A 25,201-nucleotide genomic window follows, 5' to 3' on the forward strand; every position below is an offset into this window, starting at 1 on the left:
CCTTCAAGGCAGCTTGTGCGTGCGCAGGAACGCGTCGGCGACGTCGCGCGGCGACTTGCCGTCGAGGTCGACCTCCTTGGCCATCGCCTGCATCACGTCGTTGTCGAGCGCGGGCGACAGCGCGTTGAGCTGCGTCGCGAGCTTAGGATTGCGATCGAGCGTGTCCTTGCGCACCACTGGCGTCGCGTTGTACGGCGGGAAGAAGTGCTTGTCGTCCTCGAGCGGCACGATGCCGAAACCCTTCACGCGTCCGTCGGTCGTGTAGACGAGGCCGATCTTCAACTGGTTGTTGTGCAGCGCCGTGTAGACCAGCCCCGGGTCCATCTGCTTCAACTGCGCGCGGCTGAACTGCATGCCGTAAGCGGCGAGCAGCGGCTTCAGCCCGTCGGGGCGATTCGCGAATTCCGCATCCATGCCGAACACGTAGTGCTTCGCGGCCGGATCGGTCTTCAGGTGCTCGGCGAGCTGTGACACCGTGCGGATGCCGGTGGCCTCCACGAGCTGGCTCGGCAGGCCGATCGCGTAGGTGTCGTTGAGCGGCGACGCGTCGAGCCAGACGAGCCCGCGCGGCACGTCGAGTGCCTTGACGCGCCGGTACATTTCTTCGGGCGACAGCTTGTCGTTGATCTTGTTGTAGACGAGCGCGGCGGTGCCCGTGTAGTCCCACATGAGATCGAACTGGCCGTTCTCCAGCGCGCTGCGCGTGAGCGTGCTGCCGAGACCCGAACGGACTTCCACGTCGTAGCCGCGCGAGCGCAGGTACTGCGCGGTGACTTCCGCCAGCACGTATTGCTCGGTGAAGTTCTTCGCGCCCAGCACGAGCTTCGTCGCGCATGCCGGTGCGCTCGCCGCCATGCACAACGCGGCCACGGCGCACAGGCGCGCGAGCGATCGAATGGTGCGGTGGAGTGTCATGCCGCACCTCCGTGGCGTGCGAGCCAATGGCGGCTGCCGGCCGCGACGAGGCCGTCCAGCACGAGCGCGAGGATCGCGGTGAGCGACGCGCCGAGCAGCAGCAGCGGCTGGTTGTCGAGATAGATACCGGGGAAAATCAGCGAGCCGAGGCTGTCCGCGCCGATCAGGTAGGCGAGCGGGGCCGTCCCGACGTTGATCGCAAGCGCGGTGCGCACGCCGCCGACGATGATCGGCAGCGCATCGGGCAACTCCACGCGCACGAGCGATTGCCAGCCCGTCATGCCGATGCCCTTGGCGGCTTCGCGCAGTGCGGCGGGCACGTTCTTCATGCCTTCGTAGGTGTTGCGCGTGATGGGCAGCAGCGACGCGAGGAACAGCGCGACGATCGCGGGCACGTTGCCGATGCCGAAGATGCCGAGCGCGATGGCGAGCACGGCGAGCGACGGGATCGTGTTGCCGATGTTGAAGATCTGCATGAAGCGCTCGGCCTGATGCTGGAATCGCGGCCGGCTCAGCAGCACGCCGGCCGGCACGCCCACGGCGATCGCGAGCGTCATCGAATAGACGACCAGCAGCATGTGCTGGCCCGCGTAGTACGCGAGATCGTCCGCGCGCTGGCTGAACGTGTCGGCGCCGATACCGCGCGCGAGCGCCCAGGCGATGGCGACGATGGCTATCAGGCTGCCCACCAGCTGGACAGTGCGTCGAGTCATGAAGATACACCCCCTCAATCTCGGTGCGGCACACGCGCAGGCGCGCGCCACGTAGACGCCGGATGGCGCCGCGATGGAAGTTCGTGATCCCGGCATGGCCGCGATTTGAACTGACGGAAACAGTCCTGCCGGCCGCAACGATGTGCGACTGGCGGTCGAGTGAACGCAACGCTGCGTTCGTCTGATTGTCATGTTCAGCCCGGCGGCGCCGTAACGGCGAGGCGCGTTCGAGCAGGGCACCGTCGTGTGAAGACGGCATGGATGCGGCGGGCGTGAAGCCTGCCGCTGGAGCCGGAGGCCCCCTTGATGTGGCGAAACGGATGCATGCGCAACGAATTGCGAAATGACATCACGTTGCACACGAGATCATGCATTTTGTGATGAAGTTGGGCCGAGTATAGAGTAATCAAATGATCGCGTCTACCTTGGGGACGAACGCGATTGCGCACCGCCGATCGTGCGGCTGCGATGAAGCAGGGGAGGATCGAGCGTACAGAAAGTGATTCGAATTCCGAATCAATAGGCGGGTCGGTAGTCTCGAAGTGGATTTCGCGAGTGGGCTTGCGTCATGCTCGACCGTCACGCGCCACCGTGTATCCGCACGAAGTCCTGGCGCGTCCGGCCTATTCGATGACGTCCGGATCGGCGCGCGGCGTCCTGCCGGTCCAGCGTCGATACGCATGACGGAAGCTGCGCGGCTCGCTGTAGCCGAGACGTTCCGCAATCGTTGCGACCGTCAGCTCAGGGTCGTCGAGCATCCGCTGCGCCTCGTCGCGGCGCACGTCGTCGAGCAGTGTCTGGAACGTGAGGCCGTCCTTGTCGAGCCGCCTGCGCAGCGTGCGCTCCGTCAGGTGCAGTGCGTTCGCGAGCGACGTCATTGACTTGAAACGCGTGAGGTCGCGCGCCATCAGCTCCTTTGCGCGATCGGCGAAACGCGTGCCGACCGACGCGGCCCACTGCCGTTCGAGCGCCTCGCACTGGCCGTGCAACGCATTGAAGCTGACTTCGTTCGCGAGCAGCGGCATCTCCGTGCCGTTCACCGACGTGAACACGAGGCGGTTGTCGCCCGCATTGAATGCGACCTTGCAGCCGAAGTGGCGCGCGTAGTCGGCCGCATTGCGCGGCGTGCGGCGCGCGAGCTGCACCTGTGCGGGCCAGACCGGCTTGCCGACGAGATCGGACACGATCAGGCGCAGGCTCGACAGGCACATGTCGACCTGGAACACCTCGAGATCGGGCTCGCCGTTGTAGCGGCTGATCGTCACGCTCATGCCGTTCGCGTGCGCATCGATACGCACATCGAAATACAGCCCCATGAACAGCGGAAACTGGCCCATGCACCGGAATGCCTGCATCACCGAGCCGCTGATCAGCATCGCGTAGCCGGCGAGGCCGAGCGTCGACACGTGCAACCGCGCGCCGATCGACAGCCCGATCGACGGCACGCCGCTGCGCTGCAGCAGGTTGTGGAAGCAGCGCTGCTCCTGGCCGCGATTCACGTGCAGGTTCGGCGACGCGACTTCGTCCGCGCCGAGCCCCGTGCCTTCGAGCAGCGCGGCACCGTCGATATGCCGCACGCGGCACTCGTCCAGCGCGACCGCGATCGCGTGGACGGTGGCGGGAATGTCCTCCTGGCGGCCGGCCGGGCGCGCGAGGCCGAGCGACGAACGCAGGCTGCGCTCGGCCCGGCTCTGGTTTCGATGAGAACGGCTGTCCATGGTGCTGACGGGGCGACTGGGTCGCGTAGAACATAGCCGGAATGTCCGCAAAACGCCAGTGCGGCGCCGCACCATGCAAGCCGTGCCGCCGCCACGCGCGGCGATGTGTCCGGAAATATCCCCTTATTACGTCCGCTTTTCTCATTCGTGGTCGATTTTTTGGCGCACCACACTTTCTGCCAGTCGTGCGCCGCCGGCCATGCCGGGCGAACGAGTGTTGGAGCCGTGAACGCCACCCACGTGAGGACAGCATGGACAACGACAGCCCTGGTCGATACGCATCGGCCGCCGCGACGCATGACTTCGGGACGCACGCGATTCGCAGCGATGGGGACGAACGCCGCAAGCCGCACTTGCTCGGACTCGCGACGCTGGTGATCTTCGGCCTCGCGTACATGCTGCCGATGACGGTGTTCACGACCTACGGGATCGTCACGAGCGAGACGAACGGGCATCTGACGGCCGCGTATGCGGTCACGCTGGTCGCGATGCTGTTCACCGCGCGCAGCTATGGGCACATGGCGCGGCTGATGCCGAGCGCCGGGTCGGCCTATACGTTCGCGAGCCGCAACTTCGGCACGTCGGCCGGCTTCATGGTCGGCTGGGCGTTGCTGATGGACTACCTGTTCATCCCGATGATCAGCTACCTCGCGATCGGCATCTACATGAAGCAAATATTCCCTGGCGTGCCGGCCAGCGTGTGGATCGTCGGGAGCATCGCGCTGATCACCGGGCTGAACATCGTCGGCATCCGGCTCGTCAATCGCGTGAACCTGATCCTGATCGCGAGCCAGCTCGTGTTCATCGCGATCTTCTTCATCGCTTCGGCGCGGGTCGCGTCGGGCGAAGGGCTGTCGATGGCCGTCGCGCTGCCGTCGTCGGGCGATGCGCGTGCGATCTTCGCCGGCTCCGCGATCCTGTGCCTGTCGTTCCTCGGTTTCGATGCGGTCACCACGCTGTCGGAGGAAACGCGCGAGCCGAAGTGCACGGTGCCGCGCGCGATCCTGCTCTGCACGCTGGCGAGCGGCGTGCTGTTCATGCTGGTCGCCTACGTCGGGCAAGTGGTGTTTCCGGACTGGCACGCATTCAAGGATCTCGATTCGGCCAGCCTCGAGCTGATGCGGAGTATCGGCGGCGGCACGCTGTCGGCGTTCTTCGTCGCGGTGTACGTGGCCGGCTGTTTCGCGAGCGCGATGGCCGGGCAGGCGAGCGTGACGCGCGTGCTGTTCGCGATGGGCCGCGACCGGGTGCTGCCCGAACGCATCTTCGGCCACCTGCATGCGCGGCTGCGCACGCCGGTGCGCGCGACGCTCGCGGTCGGCATCGTGTCGCTGTCCGCGCTGTTCATCACGCTCGATCTCGCGTCGACGATGATCAGCTTCGGTGCGCTCGTCGCGTTCGCGGTCGTGAACCTGTGCGTGATGCGCAGCTATCTGTGCCGCCCCGAGCATCGCCGCTTCGCGGGCTGGGTCACGTTCGGCGCGATGCCGGCAATCGGCTTCGCGATGAACGTGTGGCTGTGGTCGGGCCTGTCGCGCCAGACGTTCTACGTCGGCACCGGCTGGCTCGTGCTCGGACTGTGCCAGCTCGTGTGGCTGACGCGCGGCTTCACGCGCCCGGCGCCGACGCTGTCGATGAATTGAATGACCGGTGGCCGACTGCCGGCCGCCGGTTCTGAAACCCTGAAGGAGGAATCATCCATGAACGCTGTTGACGTCAATCTCGATGCGGACCTGCAGGCCCTCGGCAAACGCCACCTGCTGATGCATTTCACGCACGCCGATGCGTATCGCGACCACGCGCTGACCGTGTTCGACCGCGGCGAAGGCTGCTGGCTCGTCGACCGCAACGGCAAGCGCTACTTCGACGGGCTGGCCGGGCTGTACTGCGTGCAGGTCGGCTACAGCCACGGCGCGGAAATCGGTGACGCGATCCGCGAGCAGATGGTGCGGCTGCCGTTCGCGACCAACTGGGGCTATGGCCACGAACCGGCGATCCGGCTCGCGCACAAGCTCGCGGCGCTCGCACCGGAAGGGCTGAACCGCGTGTTCTTCACGTCGAGCGGCTCGGAGTCGAACGAATCGGCGATCAAGCTGGTGCGCCAGTATCACCAGTCGCGCGGCGAGCCGCAGCGGCGCAAGTTCATCGCGCGGCGCGTCGCGTATCACGGCACGTCGTTCGGCGCGCTCGCGCTGAACGGGATGACGAACTTCCGCAAGCATTTCGAACCGCTGATGTCGGGCGTGCGGCACGTGGGCAACACGAAGCGCTACGGCCGCCCGGTGGGCGAGACCGAAGCGCAGTTCACGCGCCATCTGCTCGACGAGATCGAATCGCTGATCGTGCAGGAAGGGCCGGATACCGTCGCCGCGATCGTCGTCGAGCCGCTGCAGAACGCGGGCGGCAGCCTGACGCCGCCGGCCGGCTACGCGGCCGGGCTGCGCGACATCTGCGACCGGCACGGCGTGCTGCTCGTCGCGGACGAGGTGATCTGCGGATTCGGCCGGCTCGGCGAATATTTCGGCTCCGCGCGCTACGGGCTGAAGCCGGACATCATCACGTTCGCGAAAGGCATCGCGTCGGGCTACGTGCCGCTCGGCGGTGTAATCGCGAGCGACACGGTCGTCGACACGGTGCTCGACGGGCCGCAGCAGATGTTCCTGCACGGCGCGACCTATGGCGGCCACCCGGTCGCGTGCACGGCCGCGCTCGCGAACCTCGCGATCATGGAGCGCGAAGGCGTGCTCGAGAACGTCCGCAGCAACGAAGCGGTATTCCGCGAGACGCTCGATGAGCTGCTCGAACTGCCGTGCGTCGGCGACGTGCGCGGCGATGGCTATCACTACTCGCTCGAACTCGTGACCGACAAGGCCGCGCGCCGCTGGGCGGCCGGCATCAGCGCACAGGCGTTCGTGTCGACGCTGCTCGCGCCCGCGATCTTCGACGCGGGGCTGCTGTGCCGCGCGGGCGTCGATCACGAAGGCACGCCGATCGTGCAGTTCTCGCCGCCGCTCGTGATGTCGCGCGACGAGATCGTGTGGTTCGTCGCGCAGATCCGCGACATCCTCGTCGACACCTATGCGCGGGCGACGCGCTGAGCGCGACGTCCCTCATTTCAGGAGCATTCGATGCGAACGTCACAACAGTCCTATATCGACGGCCAGTGGCTCGATCCGGCCGATGCGAAGCCGATCGACGTGATCGACCCGAGCACGGCGCGGCCGTATGCGCAGCTCAGGATCGGCGGTGCGGCCGACGTCGACCACGCGGTGGGCGCGGCGAAGCGGGCCTTCGACACGTATTCGCGCTGGCCGGTGGACGAGCGCGTCGCGTTGCTGCGGCGCGTGCTCGAGATCTACCAGCGGCGCTACGAGGAGGTCGCGCAGACGATCAGCCAGGAGATGGGCGCGCCGATCGCCTTTGCGCGTGCGGCGCAGGCCGCGGTTGGCACCGCGCATCTCGAACAGACGATCCGCGCGTTGCAGTCGTTCCGCTTCACCACGCAGACCGATTCGCTGCTGGTGTCGCACGAGCCGATCGGCGTGTGCGCGCTGATCACGCCGTGGAACTGGCCGATCAACCAGATCGTGTGCAAGGTCGCGCCGGCGCTTGCGGCCGGCTGCACGATGGTGCTCAAGCCGAGCGAGATCGCGCCGTTCAGCGCGATCCTGTTCGCGGAGATCCTGCACGAAGCGGGCGTACCGCCCGGCGTGTTCAACCTCGTGCACGGCTACGGGCATGAAGTAGGCGACGCGCTGTCGCGGCATCCGGAGGTCGATATGGTGTCGTTCACGGGGTCGACGCGCGCGGGTGTCGAGGTCGCGAAGGCGGCCGCCGATACCGTGAAGCGCGTGCACCAGGAACTCGGCAGCAAGAGCCCGAACCTGATCCTGCCCGACGCCGATATCGAGGATGCGGTCACGCGCGGCGTGCGCAGCTGTTTCAGCAACAGCGGCCAGTCGTGCAATGCGCCGACCCGCATGCTCGTGCATGCGGACCATCTGGCGCTGGCCGAGCAGGCCGCGCGCCGGGAGGCGGAGCGCACCGTCGTCGGCGATCCGCGTTCGACGGAAACCGGCATCGGGCCAGTGGTCAGCCGCACGCAGTTCGACCGCATCCAGCACTTCATCCGGCTCGGGATCGAAGAAGGCGCGACGCTCGTCGCGGGCGGCCCCGGGCGGCCGGACGGGCTCGGCGACGGCTTCTACGTGCGGCCCACGGTGTTTTCGAACGTCACGCCGGACATGACGATCGCGCGCGAGGAAATCTTCGGGCCGGTGCTCGCGATCATGACCTACCGCACCGAGGACGAGGCCGTCGCGCTCGCGAACGATTCGGTCTACGGGCTCGCGGCCTACGTGCAGTCGAAGGATCTCGAGCAGGCGCGCAGGGTGGCGGCACGGTTGCGGGTCGGCAATGTCCACATCAACTACCCGCCGTGGAATCCGGCCGCACCATTCGGCGGCTACAAACGTTCGGGAAACGGCCGCGAGTACGCGGAGTTCGGCCTTGTCGAGTACCTGGAGACGAAGGGCACGACGGGGTACGCGTGAGCGACACGCACTGACGGTTCTGGTCGCCCCGGGTGACGCGCGACGCGCATGTGCCGTTGCGGATGCCGCTCGCGGCGTTCGGCCTTGACGACCCGGGGCGTTAAGGCCGAACACCGCGCGGTTGAGGCATTCAGGCCGCCGCGCAGCCTGCAGCGGCGAGCCGATGCCGCGCGTGCCGACCCTCAGTCCTCGTCGGAATCCGTTGCGGCCGCATTGGGTCCCGCAACGGAAACGGCGGGCCGCCTGCGGATCTCGGAATCGAGGATCAACCGCCCGCGCAGCTTGCCTTTCATCCGCTTCACATGCTTGGGCGCCTCGGTCATGTGCTCGACCATCAGCGCCCGGACGCGCTCGGCGTCGCGCTCGCGCGCGGCCTGCAGGATCGCCTTGTGGATCGCGACGTTCGCTTCGCCGAAGCGCTTGTGCTCGACGAGCGGCGTGTCGTTCCGGAATTCGATCAGCTGGCGGATCATCTCGTTGATCAGCTCGCAGTTGTATCGCAGGAACGGGTTCGGATTCGCGGCCGCGAGGATGTCGTGGAACGTCGTGTCCTCCTGCCGCTGGCGCAGCATGTGGCCGCGGTCGTGCACGCCCGACGCGCCGTCGCAGCACGCGATGTTCGCCTCCAGCGCCGCGAAGTCGCGCTCGGTCAGGTGCGGCACGGCACCGGCCGCCAGCTCGGGTTCGAGCAGCTTGCGCACGGTGTAGATGTCGTCGATCGTCACGTCCTTGAAAAACAGGTAGTTCTGCAAGAGCTGCAGCGTGCGGTCGAGCGGCACCTCGACAACCATCCCGCCGCCCGACGGCCCCGTCGTGACCTTGATGAGCCCCTGCACCTCGAGTGACTTCAGCGCCTCGCGGATCGTGCTCTTGCTCACCGCATAGAGCTGCTGCAGCTCGGCTTCGCGCGGCAGGCGGTCGCCCGGCTTCAGGTCCTTCTCGGTGATCAGCCGCTTGATCTCCTCGGCGACGAGGTCGGCCCGCTTCGGCTGCTTGATTTCGACCGCGAGGCCCGCCCTGGCTCGGTCCATGACCATCTTCACGACTCCTTTGTCTGACTGCGCGCCGCGTCATCGTCGACGATCCGTTCCGGCGCGAGTACGGAATTTTGCCTGATTGACAGCAATTTTGATCAACTCTAGCATCAGGTTCATTCTATTTATCATGATAAATAGGATCAACCGGCGGCGCGCATCCTGCAGGGCGTGGGCACGGTTTGGCAGTCGGTCGCATTGCGTGTGTCCCCCTTTATGAGGAGCGTCAACTTGAATCGCCGAGAACTGTTGAAACTGGCCGCGTTGTCGGCCGTGCCGGGCGCGCTCGGCAGCTTGTCGTCCCGCGCCGCGTTCGCACAAGGTTCATCCATCCAGCTGGCGTGCCCGGTGCCGATGTCGGGGCCGTTCGCCGCCAACGGCAAGTACGCCGATCTCGGCATGCAGCTCGTGGTCCAGCAATACGGCAAGGTGCTCGGCGCGCCGCTCGCCTACACGGCGCTCGACACCGAGGGCAAGCCCGCGACCGCCGTGCGGCGCGTGCAGGAGATCGCCCAGCAGAAAGGCGTGCGCTTCTTCGCGGGCGGCATCCTGTCGTCCGAATCGCTTGCGATGGGCAAGGAAGTCCAGAAGGCGGGCGGCGTGTTCATCACGACGGCCGGCGCGGACGAGATCACCGGCAAGGATTGCAACGCCGCGACGTTCCGCTGGTCGGTGCCGACCTTCGGCGCGATCGAGCAGACGGTGCGCCCGTTGACGCAGATGCTGCCGAAGGCGAAGCGCTGGTACACGATCACGCCGCAATACGTGTTCGGCGACGGCCTGCTGTCGGCCGCGAAGGCGATCTTCAAGGAGAAGGGCATCGAGCATGTCGGCAACAGCTACCACTCGCTCGCCGAGAAGGAGTTCAGCGGCTACCTGACGAACGCGGCGGCCGCGCAGCCTGACGTGCTGCTGATCCTGAACTTCGGCTCGCAATCGTCGGACACGCTGCGTCAGGCCGTGAGCTTCGGGATGAAGCGCAACTGCACGATCCTGCTTGCGTGGGCCTCGGGCCTCGAGCAGTTCGAGGCGCTCGGGCCCGACATCTGCGACGGCGTGTATTTCGGTGCGCAGTACTGGCACGGCATCGATTCGCCGCTGAATCGCGATCTGGTGAAGCGCACGAACGCCGCGTTCAAGGCGAACCCGAACTACAGCCTCGCGGGTTCGTATATCTGCTCGAAGATCCTGGTCGACGCGATGGTGAAGGCCGGCAGCGCCGATCCGAAGAAGGTCGTCGCGGCGATGGAAGGCATGAAGTACGACGGCCTCACGGGCCCGGAGGAAATCCGCAAGGGCGACCACCAGGTGCTGAAGAACTACTACCTGCTGAAGGGCAAGCCGAAGAGCCGCATGAAACATGCGGACGACTACGCGGACATCGTCAGCTCGGGCCAGTCGTTCCTGCCGCTCGACAAGACGAGTTGCAAGCTCGCGTGACGCAATGCGTGCGTCCGCGGCAGTCGTGCGCCGCGGACATCCGTTACCTTCCTTTCTGACACGGAAGCCATGAACGTCTATCTGCTGCAGATCGTCAATGGCATCGGCGTGGGCATGCTGTATTTCCTGCTCGCCGTCGGCCTTTCGATCGTGTTCGGCCTGCTGCGCTTCGTGAACTTCGCTCACGGCGCGTTCTACCTGCTCGGTGCGTATCTCTGCTACCAGGCGCTGCAATGGTCGGCGAATTTCTGGGTTGCGCTCGCGGTCGTGCCGCTCGTCGTCGGCGCGTTCGCGTGGGGCGTCGAAAAGCTCGTGCTGCGTCACGTCTACGCGCAGCAGCACGAATTCCACATCCTCGCGACAGTCGGGCTTGCACTCGTGCTGCAGGAGTGCGCGATCCTCGCATGGGGCCCGCTCGGCGACAACGTGCCGCCGCCCGACGCGCTGAACGGCGTCGTGATCTGGGGCGGCTTCGTCTACCCGAAATACCGGTTGTTCGTGATCGGCTTCACGGCCGTGCTCGCGGCGCTGCTGTGGTGGGTGCTCGAAGGCACACGGCTCGGCAGCACGGTGCGTGCGGGCAGCGAATCGTCGGAGATGGTGTCGCTGCTGGGCATCAACGTGACGCGCGTATTCAGCCTCGTGTTCGCGCTCGGCGCGGCGACGGCCGCGCTCGCGGGCGTGCTCGCCGCCCCGATCCGGGGCGTCGATCCGTTCATGGGCATCGAGGCGCTCGGTGTGGCGTTCGTCGTGGTCGTCGTCGGCGGGATGGGGAATTTTCTCGGGGCGCTCGTCGGCGGGCTGCTGGTCGGCATCGTGCAGAGCCTGATGAGCACGCTGTGGCCGGAAGGGGCACGGCTGATGATCTATGTCGCGATGGCGGCCGTGCTGCTGCTGCGTCCGAACGGTTTGCTGGGGAGGGCCGCATGATTCAATCGTCCAAATCGCTGCCGCCCGGCGCCGCGGCCTCGCGGCGGGCGCAGTCCTGGCGCGCCGTGCTGCAACGGCCGGAAGCCTGGCTGGCCGTGGCCGTCGCATGCCTCTTGCCGATCGTGCTGAGCTCGGGTTCGCTCGCCACCGAAGTGCTCGTGTTCGCGCTCGCCGCGCTCGGCTGCAACCTGCTGCTTGGGATGACGGGGCTCCTGTCGTTCGGGCAGGGGATCTTCTTCGGGCTCGGGAGCTATGCGGCGGGCCTCGTGCTCACGCATGGCGGCGCGTCGGTGAGCGTCGCGCTGCTCGCGGCCACCGGGCTCGGCGCGGTGGCGGCCGCGCTCGTCGGCTGGTTCTCGATCCGGCAGCGCGGCACTTATTTCGTGATGCTGACGCTGGCGTTCGGGCAACTGTTCTATTTCCTCGCCTATACGACGCCGGATGTCACCGGCGGCGACAACGGGCTGCTCGATATCCCGCGCCCCGCGTTGTCCGCTTTCGGGCATCCGCTCATCGTGCTCGATTCGCCGTGGCGCTATTACGGCTTCGTCGCGGTGCTGTTCGTCGCGGTGTTCTGGCTGCTGCTGCGCGTGTCGCGTTCGGTGTTCGGCCGCACGCTGCTCGCGATCCGCGACAACGAGGCGCGCGCGGCGGCGGCGGGCTACGACGTGAAGCGCTTCAAGCTCGCGGCGTTCGTGATCTCGGGCGCGGTGACGGGGCTCGCGGGCGCGCTGCATGCGCTGATGACCGGCATCGCGCCGCTATCGAACATCGACTATCACACGAGCGAGATGATCCTCGTGATGACGGTGATCGGCGGCACGGGCAACCTGTTCGCGTCGGTGCTCGGCGCCGCGTTCTACGTGCTGTTCGCGGACTGGCTGTCGACGCTCTGGCCGCGCTGGCTGCTGCTGCTCGGACTCGTGCTGATCGCGGTCAGCCTGTTCCTGCAGCGCGGATTGTGGGGACTCGGCGAACGCGCCATCGCATCGCTGCGGCGCACCGAACGCACGACGGCTACGACCAGGGAGCAGGCATGAGCGAAGCGATTCTCGAGGCGCGCGGCGTCGTCAAGCGCTACGGCAAATTCACGGCGCTCGGCGGCGTCGATCTGCGGATCATGCCGCGCACCGTGCATTCGGTGATCGGCCCGAACGGCGCGGGCAAGACGACGCTGTTCCATACGCTGACGGGCACGCTGCCGATCACCTCCGGCTCGATCGTGTTCGATGGCCACGACGTCACGCGCGAACCCGATTTCAGGCGCGTACGGCGCGGCATCGCGCGTTCGTTCCAGGTGACGAGCCTGTTCCCGAACCTGAGTGTGCGCGAGAACCTGCGCGTTGCCGCGCAGGGCGTCGACGCGCGACGCGCGCTGAACCCGTGGACGCCGCCGCGCGGTGCGCTTGCGCACGACGGCATCGTCGACGACGTCCTCGAGCGGCTCGGCCTGCAGCGCTTTGCAGACACGGTGACCGCCGCGCTGTCGCACGGCCAGCAGCGCCGGCTCGAGGTCGGGATGGCGTTGGCGGCGCGGCCGCGCGCGATTTTTCTCGACGAACCGACATCCGGCATGGGGATCGACGATCTCGACGACATGAAGGAGCTGATCCGCGGATTGCGCAGCGACTACACGGTCGTGCTGATCGAGCACAACATGGGGATCGTGATGGACATCTCCGACACGATTACGGTGATGCAGCAGGGCCGCGTGCTGGTCGAAGGCAAGCCCGACGCGATTCGCGGCGACGAGCGTGTCCGTACCGCCTATCTCGGCAACATGATCACGGGAGGCCGCGCATGATGCTCGACATCACGGAAGTCCATGCCCATTACGGCAAGAGCCATGTGCTGCAGGGCGTCTCCCTGAACGTGAACGACGGCGAGACGGTGACGCTGCTCGGCCGCAACGGTGCGGGCAAGTCGACGACGCTGAAGACGATCGCGGGCGCGGTCGCGCCGACCGGCGGCTCGGTGAAGTTCCTGGGCCGCGAGGTCGCCGGGCAGCCCATGCATCGGATCGCCGCGCGCGGCCTGTGCTTCGTGCCCGAACATCGCGGGATTTTCCGGCTGCTGTCGGTCGAGGAGAACCTGCGGCTCGGCGCACGCCGCGATTCGCCGTGGCAGCTCGACGACATCTACCGGATCTTTCCGCGCCTGAAGGAACGCCGCCGCAACGGCGGCGCGCAGTTGTCGGGCGGCGAGCAGCAGATGCTCGCGATCGGCCGCGCGCTGATGAACCATCCGCGGCTGCTGATGCTCGACGAGCCGGTAGAAGGGCTGGCGCCGGTGATCGTCGAGGAGATCGTCGAGCAGCTGAAGCGGATCAAGGCGGCTGGCGTCGCGATCCTGCTCGTCGAACAGAACCTCGAGGTGTGCACGCAGCTGGCGGATCGCCACTTCGTGATCGAGCAGGGCGTGATCGTCTACGAAGGCAGCAACGCGGCGTTCATGGCCGATCACGAGGTCAAGGACCGTTATCTGGGCGTCGGCGTCGCGTAAGCGCCGCACCCTTTCATTGCGAGGAATTCCATCGATGCAAGTTCTGGATTCGACATCGGGCGTCGCGGCGTCCGGCTTGCGCGTCGACGGCGCGCGGCTGTGGGACAGCCTGATGCGTCTCGCGCGGATCGGCGCGACCGACAAAGGGGGCGTGTGCCGCCTCGCGCTCACCGAACTCGATCGCGAGGCGCGCGACCTGTTCACCGCGTGGGCGAAGGACATCGGCTGCACGGTGCGTGTCGACGCGATCGGCAACATCTTCGCGCGGCGAGCAGGCGAACGCGACGACCTGCCACCCGTGACGACGGGCAGCCATATCGACACGCAGCCGACCGGCGGCAAGTTCGACGGCAACTACGGCGTGCTCGCGGGCCTCGAAGTGCTGCGTACGCTCGACGACGCGGGCGTGCGCACGCGGGCGCCGCTGGAGGTCGCGGTCTGGACCAACGAGGAGGGCTCGCGTTTCGTGCCCGTGATGATGGGCTCCGGCGTGTTCGCGGGCGCGTTCACGCTCGACCATGCGCTCGCGCAATGCGACCGCGACGGCGTGTCGGTGCGCGACGCGCTGGCCGCGATCGGCTATGCGGGCAGTGCGGACGAGGGGCGCGTCGCGCATCCGGTCGGCGCGTATTTCGAAGCGCATATCGAGCAGGGGCCGGTGCTGGAGGCCCATGACACGACGATCGGTGTGGTCGAGGGGGCGCTCGGCCAACGCTGGTATGACGTGACCGTACACGGGATGGAGGCGCATGCCGGCCCGACGCCGATGGCGCTGCGGCGCGATGCGCTGCTGGTCGCGGCGGATCTCGTGCGCGCGGTCAACGGCATCGCATGCGCGCATCCGCCGCACGGACGCGGTACGGTCGGCTGGGTCGACGTCCACCCGAATTCGCGCAACGTGATTCCGGGCCGCGTGACGCTGACCGTCGACCTGCGCGCGGCCGACGATGCGACGCTCACCGCGATGGATGCGGAGCTGTGTGCGGTATGTGGCGACCTGGGCGCATCGGCCGACATGCGGATCGACGTCGAGCAGGTCGTGTACTTTCCACCGCAGCCGTTCGACACGACGCTGGTCGAGCAGGTGCGTGCCGGCGCGAACGCGCTCGGGCTGTCGTCCATGAATGTGATCAGCGGTGCCGGCCACGACGCCGTGTATCTTGCGCGCGTGGCGCCGACCGCGATGATCTTCGTGCCGTGCAAGGACGGGATCAGCCACAACGAGATCGAGGATGCCGATCCTGCGCATCTGGAAGCCGGCTGCAATGTGCTGCTGCAGGCGATGCTGGGCGCGGCCGGGATCGCGGAGGGCCGTGCGCGATGAAGATCCTGATCGCCCGGATGAATCACGAGACCAACACGTTCTCGCCGGTGCCGACGCCGCTCGCCGCATTCGGCCGCAACGGCCCCGACTGGGGTGACGACGCGTATCGCGCGAATCGCGGAATGCGCACCGCGATGGCCGCGTTCCTCGACGCGGCCGAGCGTGAGGGCGCCGAGATCGTGACGCCCGTATCGGCGGCCGCGAACCCGAGCGGGCCGGTCGCGGCCGACGCGTACGCGGCGATCTGCGACGCGATCGTTGCGGCCGCATCGGGTTGCGACGCGGTGATGCTCGACCTGCACGGCGCGATGGTCGCCGAGCAGAGCGCGGACGGCGAGGGCGATCTGCTCGAGCGTGTCCGCGCTGCGTTGCCCGGCGCACCGATCGCGGTCGCGCTCGACCTGCACGCGAACGTCACGCAGAAGATGATCGATCATGCGGACGTGATCGTCAGCTTCAAGACCTACCCGCACGTCGACATGGTTGAAACCGGCGAGCATGCGGCGCGCGTGCTGCTCGACCGGCTTCACGGCCGTGCGCGGCCGGTGCTCGCGTGGCGGCAGCCGCCGCTGATGACGTCGACGTTGCTCAGCGCAAGCGCGGAAGGCGCGATGCGACGCGCGGTGGAGGCCGCGCGTGCGGCCGAGGCCGACGGGATGCTCGCGGTATCGGTGTTGCCCGGCTTCTCGCTCGCGGACATTCCCGCGCCGTGCATCAGCGTGGTGGTGGTGGCCGATGGCGACCAGGCCGCGGCCGATGCCGTGGCCGAGCGTATCGCGCGGCAGATCTGGGACGCGCGCGACGACTTCGTGTATCGGAGTGCGCCGCTCGCCGAATCGGTTGCGCAGGCCGAGGCGCTTGCGCGCGGTGCGGATCGCCCGGTGCTGATGCTCGATCACGGCGACAACTGCATGTCGGGCGGCCCGTGCGACACGATGGACCTGCTCGAGGCCGCGCTCGCGCACGGGCTCGACGGCATCGTCAGCGGGCCGCTGTGCGACCCGCAAGCCGTCGCGGCGCTGATCGACGCGGGTGTCGGCGCGACCGTCACGGTGCCGGTCGGCAACCGCCTGCCGTCGCACGGCGGCGTGCGGCGCGAGCCGTTTCGCGCGACGGGTGTCGTGCGCGCGCTCACCGACGGCGAATACGTGATCACGGGGCCGACCTACACGGGCCAGCGCGCGTACATGGGCCGCACGGCCGTGCTCGATATCGGCGCGGCCACGCTGGTCATCACCGAGCGCACGCAGGAGCCGTGGGATCTCGGCGTGTTCGAGAGCGTCGGCGTCGATCCGCGCCGCGCGCGCTTCCTGCTGCTGAAATCGCGGATGTATTGCCGGCCGGTGTTCGTGCCGATCGCGGCCGCACTGGTCGAATGCGACAGCCGTGGCGTGACGGGCTCGGACTACGGGCTGTTCCGCTACGAGCGGCTGGCGCGGCCGGTGTATCCGCTCGACGACGTCGGGGAGTGGCCGGCTGGCGCGCGACGGACGGATTGACGGAAACAAACCGGGCGCGAGACGCCGGATTTATCGGCTTTCGGGCATCATGCGATGGCATCGACCCGTCGAGCAGCAGGGTCGAGCCATCTATTGCGTCCGCAACCGACCCGGAGAACCGACCGCCATGCCTTCGAATCCCTTTCGCCCCCGCAGCGCGCGCCTGCTCGCCGCGCTGACCCTCGCCACGACGGCCGTTGCCGCGCACGCCGCCGACTGGATCGTGTCCGGCAACGACGGCAAGTACCAGCGCGTCGAGGGCCGCGACACCTATCTGGCCTCGCCGCCCGCCGACACGCTGACGCTGCTCGACGCCAGCACGTTCCCGCCGAAGGTCGCGCTGCAGGTCGACGTCGAGAACGGCATCCAGGGGCCGCCGCAGGCTGTCGCGATCACGCCCGACGCGAAGCTCGCGCTCGTCGGCGCGCCGACGCGCTACGACACGGCCGCGAAGCAGCTCATGTTCGACACGTTCCTGCAGGTCGTGAATCTCGACACCGCGCCGCCCGCGGTCACGCGCATCGAGCTCGGCGCGCATCCGCAAGGCATTGCGATCGACCGCTCGGGCAAGCTCGCGCTCGTCGCGAACGTCGACGGCAGCGTGTCGATCCTGCGCATCGACGGCACGCATGTGACGCTCGACGGCAGCCTGAAGATCGGCAAGAAGCGGCTGGCCGGGATCAGCTTCACCCACGACGGCAAGCATGCGCTCGTGTCGCTGCGCGACGAGCAGGGCGTCGCGGTGCTGAACGTCGACGACGGCAAGGTGACCGACAGCGGGTCGCGCCTGAGCACCGGCGTCGCGCCTTACACGATCGACGTGTCGAGCGACAACCGCTGGGCCGTCGTCAGCAATGTCGGGCTCGCGGGGCTGCCGGGGTATACGGGCACCCTGGCGGGCGACGCCGATTCGATCGCGCTGATCGACGTGTCGCGCGAGCCGTTCCGCACGGTTCAGTACCTGACGGTGCCGTCACTGCCGGAAGGCGTCGCGATCTCGCCGAACGGCAAGTGGATCGCGGTGCAGGCGATGGACGGCTCGAACCTGACGCCCGACAATCCGGGCCGCCACAAGATCGGCAAGGTGTTGCTGTTCGAGATCCGCAACGGGCAGGCCGTGAAGGTGAGCGAGCTGCCGGGCGGCGAAGCCGCGCAGGGCATCGTGTTCACCGCCGACAGCCGGCACGTGATCGTGCAGTTCAACGTCGAACGGCAACTGGCGCTCTATGCGGTGGAAGGCGGCAAGCTGCGCGATACGGGCAAGCGGATCGCGCTGACCGGCGGCCCGTCTTCATTGCGGACCTTGCCGCGCTGACGCGCACGACCGCGTTCGTTCGGTTCACGCCGATGACGGCCGGCGGTTTAGTCACCGCGCTGCGCATGCGCCAGACCGGCGCACGATAAACGCAACCGGGCCGCGCAGGGTTTCGCCCTGCGCGCCCGTCGAGACGACACCATCCGGGAGAACGACAACAGGCAATCGAGCGCGCGCCGGTGTCGTGCGTCGGCGGGTGGCGGCTCGATTGCCCGAACTGCTGGCTGGGGCTGTCGTGTTCAACGAGCGGGCGCTGGCGGCCGATCCGGTGATGCCGACGTTCGGGGCACGCTGACGTTGACCGTGACGTATGCGCGATGCCGCGCAGGCGTGAGCGAACCGGTGAACCGCCGGGCGACATGCGCGCGGCGTTCGTCGCATGCAGGACGGCTGGCAAGCCGTTACGGATTGAGAAATCTGCCGAGCCAGCGCGGTGTCGCCGTGCGATCGAAGACAACGTGCAGCGACGGACTGAACGCGCCATATTCGAGCCCGTGGCGTTGGGCAAGCAGCGTCAAGGACTGGGGCGTGTAAAACGAGATGTGCCCGTTGCGCGGGATGCAATAACACCACTGATCGAGGCCGCGATCGATGATGTCCTGGGTGATCAGCGAGGTCTGGAACAGCAGCGCGCCATCGGGCTTCCGATAACGCATGATCTGGTCGAAGAGGTCGAACGGCGCCGGATGATGCTCGAACACTTCGAACGACAGGATCGTATCGAACGTGCCTTCGGGGGGCGCCGGGTGCGAGAACGGATCGTACGACGTCACGTCCGTGAAGCCGCGCGACGCCAGTTTCCGTTCCAGCAAGCCCAGCCCCGAGCCGAAATCGAGAATCCGGCCTTCCCGCATTTCCGGAAAACTGGTGCAGATCAGCTCGGCCTGCTGTTGCGGACGGATCTCGAGATACTCGGGGTCGTGGCGCGCATAGTCGGCGTTGTACACATGCTCCGAGAAATCGTCGTGCGTCCAGCTGTCGAACGCGGGCGCCCACGTGAAGCCGCATTCCTCGCACGCGTGGTAGTAGATCGGGATTCCCGCATACGGGTCGACTTTTTTCCCGGTCATGAAGTCGGCGCCGCTGCGCGAGAAATCGACCAGGCCGCAGATGGGCGCGCGGGCCGAACACACCTTGCAGGCCATGGCCGACGGGTGGCGATTCAGGTGCTGATTCAACTCCCCTTCTCCTGTTCGCCAGCGAGGCGCGCGTGACGGATGGTGCGGGAGAGGCTATCACAGTCGCGTCAGCTGTCGCGACCGTGCGCGCCTACGGGCGCAGCAGGTCGAATCCGCCAAATACGACGACCCCGCTCAACGCGATCATCGCGACGGAATGCTGGCCGAAGTAGAGAATCGCGGCGGCAAGCCACGTCGTGATGCAGAAGGCGCCGATGCGGGCCATCGTGTGTTCCTCGAATGCGTGATGAAGTGAGCGCGCGCCGCACGGCGTTCGCCGCTCGAATCGGCGAGCGGGGCACGCAGGCGGACGGAAAAGGCGACTCGCGCTGCCGCAACCGCGGCGTCGACACGCGTGGCGTGCCGCGCCCGGCAGGGCGGGAGTCGAGACCGGCGGCGTTGCGCGCTCGCGCCCGGAGGCGGTCGGCACGCGGATTCCGCTGGCGAAGCCGCAATTTTACCAGCGCCGCGATGTCGCCAATCTGGCCCTTTCGGCGCTAAAACACGGCGATCTTCCGCCAAATCAGTTCGGCCCCGCTACTCAAGTTTCGTGTGACGAATGCCGTAAACGAGTTGGAAGGCAATTCCACCCCAGTCACGATTCGCTTACCGACACACGGACCGACACCATGCAGATCGATTTTTCCACGACCACGCGCGCCCCGCTGGCGGACGGCGGCACGAGTGCGAACGCTTCGCCGGGCGCCGCGGCGACGACGTCGGCCGCGCCCGCCGCAGCGTCCTCCACCGATGGCGCGACGAGTACGACGGGCACCACCGGCGCACCGGGTTCGACCGGCGCCACCGGCGAAAAACTCGGCGCATCGGGCGCGTCGTCGGAAGACCCGGCGGTTGCCCAACTGAAAGCGTTGATCGAGCGGCTGCAGAAGCAGTTGGCCACGATCGAGCGCCAGATGGCGAGCGCGGCGCAGCGCGCGAAGGACGATCCGGCCGCGGCGATCGAACAGCAGTCGCTGAGCGCGGAAGCCGGCGCGATCTCGGGGGCGCTTTCGACCGCGATTTCGCAGCTCGCGCAGGTGATCGAGAAATCGGGCGCCTCGTCGGCGGGCGGGCTGGTGTCGACGCACGCCTGACCGGTTGCGGCCGCGTCGGCCGCACGCATTACAATCGCAAGCGCGTCTCCCTCGACAGGACGGCAGAACGATGAATGCGGAATTCGACGACGACGACCTCGTCCGCTTCGACGCGCACGGCGGCACGCCGCTGCCCGCGGCCGACGAGCACGGATGGCTGGAACACGACGGCGCGCGCATCTGGCACGCGTCGTTTGGCCACGGCCCGCCGGTCGTGCTGCTGCACGGCGGCCTCGGTCACAGCGGCAACTGGGGCAACCAGGTGCCGGCGCTGCTCGCGGCCGGCTACCGCGCGATCGTGATCGACAGCCGCGGCCACGGCCGCAGCACGCGCGACGATCAACCCTATTCCTACGAACGCATGGCATCGGACGTGCTCGCGGTCCTCGACGCGCTGCACGTCGACCGTGCGCGCTTCGTCGGCTGGAGCGACGGCGCATGCATCGCGCTCGTGCTGGCCGATCGTGCGCCGGAACGTGCGGCCGGCGTGTTCTTCTTCGCGTGCAACATGGATCCGGGCGGCACGAAGGAGAGGGTGCCGAGCCCGCTGCTCGACCGTTGCTTTGCGCGGCATCGCAAGGACTACGCAGCACTGTCCGCGACGCCGGACCAGTTCGATGCCTTCGTCGCGGCGGTCAGCGAAATGATGCGCACGCAACCGGATTACAGCGCGCAGGATCTCGCGGCGATCGCCGTGCCGGTCACGATCGTGCTGGGTGAGCACGACGAATTCATCCGGCCCGAGCATGCGGCGTACCTGGCGCGCACGATTCCGGGCGCGACGCTGACGATCCTGCCCGGTGTGAGCCATTTCGCGCCGCTGCAACGACCCGAGCGGTTCAACGCGGCGCTGCTGGCGTTCCTCAACCGGCTACCGGGCTGACGCGCTCAAGTCGCCGTGTTGCCGGCGCCGGGGCTCCCGTGCGCCGCGACCGGGTTCTACCGTACCGCTCGTAGCGCAACGTCCCGCGCGTGTCGCGCCTGTGGCCGCACGCGTGGCGGCGCGTGTAACGGTGTTCCGGTGTTCGCGGCATACCGTCGAGCGCGCCGCGTTCGCGGTAGCGTCTTCCGGCGCTTCGCCTGTCGCATAAGTTTTTCTTTCGGCTCGCGCAACATATCGTCGATTGTTGGCGGCGAGCCGGCAGTGGATAGTCCTGTTTCGACGGGCCGGCCGCTGCGATTTCCGCATGGCGCGACCGGATCCGTTGTCCACGCAACCATCAGAAATCAAAGGAACCGCAACCATGCGATTCAACGCGACAGGCTTCGCCGCGACCGTGTTCGCCGCCGCGTGCGTCACCGCCACGGCCGGCCACGCAGCCGCCGCCACCCAGGACGACCTCCACGACACCGTGACCCGCCACATCGCGCCGCTGATGAAGCAGTACGCGATTCCGGGCATGGCGATCGGCATCGTCGCCGACGGCAAGCCCTACGTGTTCGACTACGGCGTGATGTCGACGCAAACCGGCAAGCCCGTCACCGGCGACACGCTGTTCGAGATCGGCTCCGTCAGCAAGACGTTGACCGCGACGCTTGCGGCCGACGCGCAGGAGGGCGGCGAACTGTCGCTTGCCGACCCGGCGGGCAAGTACCTGCCGGCGGTGCAGGGCAAGCCGTTCGGCGTCGTGACGCTGCTCAATCTCGGCACGCACACCCCCGGCGGCATGCCGCTGCAGGTGCCCGACAGCATCCGCGACGACGCGGGCCTGATCCGCTATCTCGATGCGTGGCGGCCCGCGTATGCGCCGGGCACGTACCGCACGTATTCGAACGTCGCGATCGGGATGCTCGGGTGGCTCACCGCGAAGGCGATGCACAAGGATTTCTCGGTGCTGATGGAGCAGCGGCTCTTTCCCGCGCTCGGGATGACGCACACGTACATCAACGTGCCCGACGCGCGCCAGGACGACTATGCACAGGGCTATACGCAGGACGGCAAGCCGATCCGGATGACGGGCGGCATGCTGTGGCAGCCGGCCTACGGCGTGCGCACCACGGCGGCCGACCTGCTGCGCTTCGTGCAGGCGAACATGGGGCTGATCGAAACCGCGCCGCGGCTGCAGCGCGCGCTCGAACGCACGCACACCGGCTATTTCCGCGCGGGGCCGCTGACGCAGGACCTGATCTGGGAACAGTATCCGTATCCGGTCGCGCTGCCGACGCTGCTCGAAGGCAACTCGATGAAGATGCTGCGCGGCGGGTTACCGGCCACCGCGATCGAGCCGCCGCTCGCGCCGAGCGCGGATACGTGGATCAACAAGACGGGCTCGACCAACGGCTTCAGTACCTATGTCGCGTTCGTCCCCTCGAAGCGGATCGCGATCGTGATGCTCGCGAACCGCAGCTATCCGAACGAGGATCGCGTGAAGGCCGCGTACGGGATTCTCGGGGCGCTCGACGGCCGGCGGTAACGTTTCCGCCGGAGAGCCGGCCGTTTCACACGGCCGGCTCTCCCCAAAAAAACTGATACCAGTATCGGCACGCTTCTGCAAAACGAAATACGTGCATCGCATCCCCTGATCAGAATCCGGGCAGATCTCCGGGCGTGTCCGGATAGTCCAGTCAGGGGGAAACATGCGGAAGACCACTCTCGCGCGGCTGCTGTGCGGGCTGACCTTGGTCGGCGCGCTCGGCGCGTGCGGCGGCAACATGGATGGCACGGGCGGTGCAGCCGGTGCGTCGGCGAACGCGGCCGGCGGGTCCGGCGGCACCGATAACGGCAAGGGCAACGGCGGCAACCCGCCGGGCCAGCAGGTCGCGAACCGCGCGCTCGTGATCGAGCTCGACGGCGTTACCTATGCGGCACTGCAGGCCGGCATCGCGGGCGGCACGCTGCCGAACCTCGCGAAGCTGCACATCGCGCCCGCCTACAGCGGCGGCGTCAACGGCCTGCTGTCGCAGCAGCCGAACCTCGACACGCCGAGCTGGGCCACGCTGCTCACCGGCGCGTGGGGCAACCGTCACCAGGTGCTGTCCGACGCACCGAACCAGGCGCTGCAGGCGCCCACCACCTTCGATACGCTGAAGACCGCGAACGCGGGCCTGCTCGGCGCGGCCGTCGGGTCGCCGGCGCTGGCGTCGCTGCTGACCGCCGGGCGCAACGCGGGCAGCCTCGACACGCTCGCGAACTGCGCGGCGGTCGACAGCTGCGTCACGCAGCAAGGCGCCACGATGATCCAGCAGGGCTACTCGCTCGTCGTCGCGCAGTACCACTCGGCGCAGGATGCGGCGCTGAACTACGGCCTAGGTGCATCGGCGTATACGAACACGCTGCAGCAGCTCGACGCGGCCGTCGGCGCGCTCGTCGCCGAAACCGCGAAGCGCAACAAGGAGAACTGGCTGGTTGTCGTCACCGGCGGCCACGGCCTGAATGCGGCCGGCGGCAGCGACGGCCTGCCGTTGCTGTCCGAATCGACGACTTTCATCGCGATGAACCAGGCCGACAACGGGCGGATGGGCAGCGCCGCGCAACCGGCGTCGCTGGCCGACCTGCATACGCGCGCCAGCATCGCGGACATCGCGCCGACCGTGCTCGCGCAGTTCGGCGCGCTGCCCGCGCCGTCCGCGTACGAAATGGATGGCGGCGAACTGATCGGCACGCAACCGGTGTCGCAGCTCGCCGGCGCGGCGAGCACCGACGGCCACAGCGTCGTGCTGACGTGGGCGGCGCCCGCGAGCGGCGCGATCGCGGTATACCGCGCGGGCCAGCAGATCGCGACGCTGCCGGCCGGCACGACGACCTATACCGACAGCAATCTTGGTCTGACCGCGGCCGGGACCTACAGCTTCGACTACGTGGTGACCGCGGGCGCTGCGCCGCTCGGCAGCATCGCGCGGATCGCGTACGTGCCGTCGCCGCCCCCGCCGCCGCCGCTGGCGACGACGCTGAAGAACGGCCTTGCGTCGTACTACCCGTTCGGCGCGCTGCCGGCCGTCGATGCGCTGAACGCGAGCACGATGGGCCCGTTCTCGGCCGCCGCGAACGGCGGCTCGCTGACCGCCGATCCGTTCGGCGGGCAGGCGCTGCAGGTGACGACGCAGACCGTCGACACGAATGGCTACGACGGCTACAAGCTCGTGCAGAACGCCGATATCGCGACGCAGGCGCAGTTCACGATCGGCATGTGGCTGAAGACGCCGTGTACCGACGTGGTCGGCTTCGGCACGCCGATGTTCGCGAACAAGAACTGGCAGAGCGGCAAGAACGCGGGCATCGCGATCGGGCTGTTCCCGCAGGCATCGGGCGCGCCGTCGGGCACCTGCAATCTCCAGTACAACGCGGGCGACGGCACCACCCGCAACGACCTGAAGACGATGAGCGTGACCGCGAACCAGTGGGTGTATGCGGCGTTCGTGATCGACACGGTCGGCAAGACGATGACGGCCTACACGTTCGACCCGGTGCTCGGCGAGCAGAAGCAGAGCACGCCGCTCACGGTGTCGGTGGCCGCGCTGCCGGGCCTCGGCACGAAGACCTTCGGCGTCAACGAGGACGGCACGGGCCAGTACCACATGCTCGCGTGCGGTTACCCGGCGAGCCACTACAGCGGCGGCTACACGGTCAACGCGTGCACGACGGTCAAGCCGAACGTGGAGAGCTTCTCCGACGTCGCGATGTGGAACCGCGTCGTGACCGAAACCGAACTGCAGTCGGTCGCGGGCTCGGGCAAGCCGCTGTCGACGATCCTTCACTGACGGAGTCCGACATGAACATGACGAACCTGCGCCGCGTGCGCGTGGCGCTCGCCGCCTGCGTGCTGAGCGCGCTGGTCGCCGGCTGCGGCGGCGACGATTCGGGCGGTACGGCCGCCAGCGCCGCGAAGGCGAACGCCGCGCCGGCCGGCGCGGGCGGCGCGAGCGCGCCCGTGCCGATCGTCGTGGCGCCGGGCGCCGGCCCGTGCCCTGCATCGGGCACGGCGGCGCTGCAATCGCCGTCGCTGAACTCGCAGCTGCGCTGCGCGCCGTGACGCGCGCGCCTTTCCG

Annotated in this window: 22 protein-coding genes; 16 read left to right on the forward strand and 6 right to left on the reverse strand. The window is 67.8% G+C overall.

Annotated features, from left to right (window positions below; translation table 11 throughout):
• Window positions 1–3: 3 nt before the first annotated feature.
• The 3 genes from QZM67_RS07045 to QZM67_RS07055 form a co-directional block, all read right to left on the reverse strand.
• Entirely contained in the window at window positions 4–915 is a 912-nt protein-coding gene (locus QZM67_RS07045) for a glycine betaine ABC transporter substrate-binding protein (RefSeq protein ID WP_301801491.1), read from the reverse strand.
• Window positions 912–1,628 carry an ABC transporter permease gene (locus QZM67_RS07050; protein ID WP_089454520.1) on the reverse strand — a complete coding sequence of 239 codons (717 nt, stop codon included), beginning with the start codon at window positions 1,626–1,628 and terminating at the stop codon, window positions 912–914. The genes QZM67_RS07045 and QZM67_RS07050 overlap by 4 nt, the downstream gene beginning before the upstream one ends.
• A gap of 623 nt (window positions 1,629–2,251) precedes the next feature.
• Window positions 2,252–3,346: an AraC family transcriptional regulator gene (locus QZM67_RS07055; RefSeq protein WP_301801492.1), complete on the reverse strand. Its 1,095-nt coding sequence runs from the start codon at window positions 3,344–3,346 to the stop codon at window positions 2,252–2,254.
• Window positions 3,347–3,597: 251 nt separating this feature from the next.
• Here QZM67_RS07055 and QZM67_RS07060 point away from each other — a divergent pair, with 251 nt between their 5' ends.
• From QZM67_RS07060 to QZM67_RS07070, 3 genes are read left to right on the forward strand one after another with little or no spacing between them, the layout of a single operon-like run.
• Window positions 3,598–4,989 carry an APC family permease gene (locus QZM67_RS07060; RefSeq protein ID WP_301801493.1) on the forward strand — a complete coding sequence of 464 codons (1,392 nt, stop codon included), beginning with the start codon at window positions 3,598–3,600 and terminating at the stop codon, window positions 4,987–4,989.
• 57 nt (window positions 4,990–5,046) lie between these two features.
• Window positions 5,047–6,444 carry an aspartate aminotransferase family protein gene (locus tag QZM67_RS07065; protein WP_175020847.1) on the forward strand — a complete coding sequence of 466 codons (1,398 nt, stop codon included), beginning with the start codon at window positions 5,047–5,049 and terminating at the stop codon, window positions 6,442–6,444.
• Between the two features lie 30 nt (window positions 6,445–6,474).
• On the forward strand, window positions 6,475–7,899 hold the full coding sequence (locus tag QZM67_RS07070; protein WP_301801494.1) for an aldehyde dehydrogenase family protein: 1,425 nt from the start codon (window positions 6,475–6,477) through the stop codon (window positions 7,897–7,899).
• A gap of 182 nt (window positions 7,900–8,081) precedes the next feature.
• Here the strand turns inward: QZM67_RS07070 and QZM67_RS07075 are convergent, their stop codons facing one another.
• Entirely contained in the window at window positions 8,082–8,936 is an 855-nt protein-coding gene (locus QZM67_RS07075) for a FadR/GntR family transcriptional regulator (protein ID WP_175020845.1), read from the reverse strand.
• A gap of 228 nt (window positions 8,937–9,164) precedes the next feature.
• On the opposite strand from QZM67_RS07075, the gene QZM67_RS07080 reads away from it, so the two are divergent.
• The 8 genes from QZM67_RS07080 (at window position 9,165) to QZM67_RS07115 (ending at window position 17,943) form a co-directional block, all read left to right on the forward strand.
• On the forward strand, window positions 9,165–10,373 hold the full coding sequence (locus QZM67_RS07080) for an ABC transporter substrate-binding protein (RefSeq protein WP_089454515.1): 1,209 nt from the start codon (window positions 9,165–9,167) through the stop codon (window positions 10,371–10,373).
• 69 nt (window positions 10,374–10,442) lie between these two features.
• The gene (locus QZM67_RS07085) at window positions 10,443–11,303 is read left to right on the forward strand and encodes a branched-chain amino acid ABC transporter permease (RefSeq protein ID WP_089454514.1); all 861 of its coding nucleotides are present in this window, start codon (window positions 10,443–10,445) and stop codon (window positions 11,301–11,303) included.
• Complete coding sequence (locus QZM67_RS07090; RefSeq protein ID WP_301801495.1) at window positions 11,300–12,343, forward strand: branched-chain amino acid ABC transporter permease; 1,044 nt, start codon at window positions 11,300–11,302, stop codon at window positions 12,341–12,343. Before QZM67_RS07085 ends, QZM67_RS07090 begins: the two co-directional genes overlap by 4 nt.
• The gene (locus QZM67_RS07095; RefSeq protein ID WP_175020843.1) at window positions 12,340–13,107 is read left to right on the forward strand and encodes an ABC transporter ATP-binding protein; all 768 of its coding nucleotides are present in this window, start codon (window positions 12,340–12,342) and stop codon (window positions 13,105–13,107) included. The genes QZM67_RS07090 and QZM67_RS07095 overlap by 4 nt, the downstream gene beginning before the upstream one ends.
• Complete coding sequence (locus tag QZM67_RS07100; RefSeq protein ID WP_301801496.1) at window positions 13,104–13,805, forward strand: ABC transporter ATP-binding protein; 702 nt, start codon at window positions 13,104–13,106, stop codon at window positions 13,803–13,805. Before QZM67_RS07095 ends, QZM67_RS07100 begins: the two co-directional genes overlap by 4 nt.
• Before the next feature lie 34 nt (window positions 13,806–13,839).
• Window positions 13,840–15,129 (forward strand): Zn-dependent hydrolase, encoded by a 1,290-nt coding sequence (locus tag QZM67_RS07105; RefSeq protein ID WP_301801497.1) that lies wholly within the window; start codon window positions 13,840–13,842, stop codon window positions 15,127–15,129.
• Window positions 15,126–16,628, forward strand: coding sequence for a M81 family metallopeptidase (locus QZM67_RS07110; RefSeq protein WP_301801498.1), 1,503 nt, complete (start codon window positions 15,126–15,128; stop codon window positions 16,626–16,628). The genes QZM67_RS07105 and QZM67_RS07110 overlap by 4 nt, the downstream gene beginning before the upstream one ends.
• Window positions 16,629–16,755: 127 nt before the next feature.
• Window positions 16,756–17,943: a YncE family protein gene (locus tag QZM67_RS07115; RefSeq protein WP_301801499.1), complete on the forward strand. Its 1,188-nt coding sequence runs from the start codon at window positions 16,756–16,758 to the stop codon at window positions 17,941–17,943.
• Between the two features lie 401 nt (window positions 17,944–18,344).
• On the opposite strand, the gene QZM67_RS07120 is transcribed toward QZM67_RS07115, so the two are convergent.
• Entirely contained in the window at window positions 18,345–19,121 is a 777-nt protein-coding gene (locus tag QZM67_RS07120; protein ID WP_235995735.1) for a class I SAM-dependent methyltransferase, read from the reverse strand.
• Window positions 19,122–19,212: 91 nt separating this feature from the next.
• Window positions 19,213–19,347, reverse strand: coding sequence for a hypothetical protein (locus tag QZM67_RS07125; protein ID WP_006405345.1), 135 nt, complete (start codon window positions 19,345–19,347; stop codon window positions 19,213–19,215).
• Window positions 19,348–19,750: 403 nt separating this feature from the next.
• Here QZM67_RS07125 and QZM67_RS07130 point away from each other — a divergent pair, with 403 nt between their 5' ends.
• From QZM67_RS07130 to QZM67_RS07150, 5 genes are all read left to right on the forward strand, one after another.
• Window positions 19,751–20,215 (forward strand): hypothetical protein, encoded by a 465-nt coding sequence (locus tag QZM67_RS07130; RefSeq protein WP_301801500.1) that lies wholly within the window; start codon window positions 19,751–19,753, stop codon window positions 20,213–20,215.
• A gap of 70 nt (window positions 20,216–20,285) precedes the next feature.
• Window positions 20,286–21,098: an alpha/beta fold hydrolase gene (locus QZM67_RS07135; RefSeq protein WP_301801501.1), complete on the forward strand. Its 813-nt coding sequence runs from the start codon at window positions 20,286–20,288 to the stop codon at window positions 21,096–21,098.
• 361 nt (window positions 21,099–21,459) lie between these two features.
• The gene (gene ampC, locus QZM67_RS07140; RefSeq protein ID WP_301801502.1) at window positions 21,460–22,629 is read left to right on the forward strand and encodes a class C beta-lactamase; all 1,170 of its coding nucleotides are present in this window, start codon (window positions 21,460–21,462) and stop codon (window positions 22,627–22,629) included.
• Window positions 22,630–22,792: 163 nt separating this feature from the next.
• The gene (locus QZM67_RS07145) at window positions 22,793–24,913 is read left to right on the forward strand and encodes a hypothetical protein (RefSeq protein WP_301801503.1); all 2,121 of its coding nucleotides are present in this window, start codon (window positions 22,793–22,795) and stop codon (window positions 24,911–24,913) included.
• Between the two features lie 11 nt (window positions 24,914–24,924).
• A complete protein-coding gene (locus QZM67_RS07150) occupies window positions 24,925–25,185 on the forward strand; it encodes a hypothetical protein (protein ID WP_043184081.1) in 261 nt (86 codons plus the stop codon).
• Window positions 25,186–25,201: the final 16 nt, after the last annotated feature.

The organism is Burkholderia sp. AU45251, from assembly GCF_030482905.1.
GTDB lineage: Bacteria > Pseudomonadota > Gammaproteobacteria > Burkholderiales > Burkholderiaceae > Burkholderia > Burkholderia aenigmatica.

Coding starts and splice junctions, on each gene's coding strand:
- QZM67_RS07045 (WP_301801491.1), bottom strand. CDS start 915: ATGACACTCCACCGCACCATTCGATCGCTCGCGCGCCTGTGCGCCGTG.
- QZM67_RS07050 (WP_089454520.1), bottom strand. CDS start 1,628: ATGACTCGACGCACTGTCCAGCTGGTGGGCAGCCTGATAGCCATCGTC.
- QZM67_RS07055 (WP_301801492.1), bottom strand. CDS start 3,346: ATGGACAGCCGTTCTCATCGAAACCAGAGCCGGGCCGAGCGCAGCCTG.
- QZM67_RS07060 (WP_301801493.1), top strand. CDS start 3,598: ATGGACAACGACAGCCCTGGTCGATACGCATCGGCCGCCGCGACGCAT.
- QZM67_RS07065 (WP_175020847.1), top strand. CDS start 5,047: ATGAACGCTGTTGACGTCAATCTCGATGCGGACCTGCAGGCCCTCGGC.
- QZM67_RS07070 (WP_301801494.1), top strand. CDS start 6,475: ATGCGAACGTCACAACAGTCCTATATCGACGGCCAGTGGCTCGATCCG.
- QZM67_RS07075 (WP_175020845.1), bottom strand. CDS start 8,936: ATGGTCATGGACCGAGCCAGGGCGGGCCTCGCGGTCGAAATCAAGCAG.
- QZM67_RS07085 (WP_089454514.1), top strand. CDS start 10,443: ATGAACGTCTATCTGCTGCAGATCGTCAATGGCATCGGCGTGGGCATG.
- QZM67_RS07090 (WP_301801495.1), top strand. CDS start 11,300: ATGATTCAATCGTCCAAATCGCTGCCGCCCGGCGCCGCGGCCTCGCGG.
- QZM67_RS07095 (WP_175020843.1), top strand. CDS start 12,340: ATGAGCGAAGCGATTCTCGAGGCGCGCGGCGTCGTCAAGCGCTACGGC.
- QZM67_RS07100 (WP_301801496.1), top strand. CDS start 13,104: ATGATGCTCGACATCACGGAAGTCCATGCCCATTACGGCAAGAGCCAT.
- QZM67_RS07105 (WP_301801497.1), top strand. CDS start 13,840: ATGCAAGTTCTGGATTCGACATCGGGCGTCGCGGCGTCCGGCTTGCGC.
- QZM67_RS07110 (WP_301801498.1), top strand. CDS start 15,126: ATGAAGATCCTGATCGCCCGGATGAATCACGAGACCAACACGTTCTCG.
- QZM67_RS07115 (WP_301801499.1), top strand. CDS start 16,756: ATGCCTTCGAATCCCTTTCGCCCCCGCAGCGCGCGCCTGCTCGCCGCG.
- QZM67_RS07125 (WP_006405345.1), bottom strand. CDS start 19,347: ATGGCCCGCATCGGCGCCTTCTGCATCACGACGTGGCTTGCCGCCGCG.
- QZM67_RS07130 (WP_301801500.1), top strand. CDS start 19,751: ATGCAGATCGATTTTTCCACGACCACGCGCGCCCCGCTGGCGGACGGC.
- QZM67_RS07135 (WP_301801501.1), top strand. CDS start 20,286: ATGAATGCGGAATTCGACGACGACGACCTCGTCCGCTTCGACGCGCAC.
- ampC (WP_301801502.1), top strand. CDS start 21,460: ATGCGATTCAACGCGACAGGCTTCGCCGCGACCGTGTTCGCCGCCGCG.
- QZM67_RS07145 (WP_301801503.1), top strand. CDS start 22,793: ATGCGGAAGACCACTCTCGCGCGGCTGCTGTGCGGGCTGACCTTGGTC.
- QZM67_RS07150 (WP_043184081.1), top strand. CDS start 24,925: ATGAACATGACGAACCTGCGCCGCGTGCGCGTGGCGCTCGCCGCCTGC.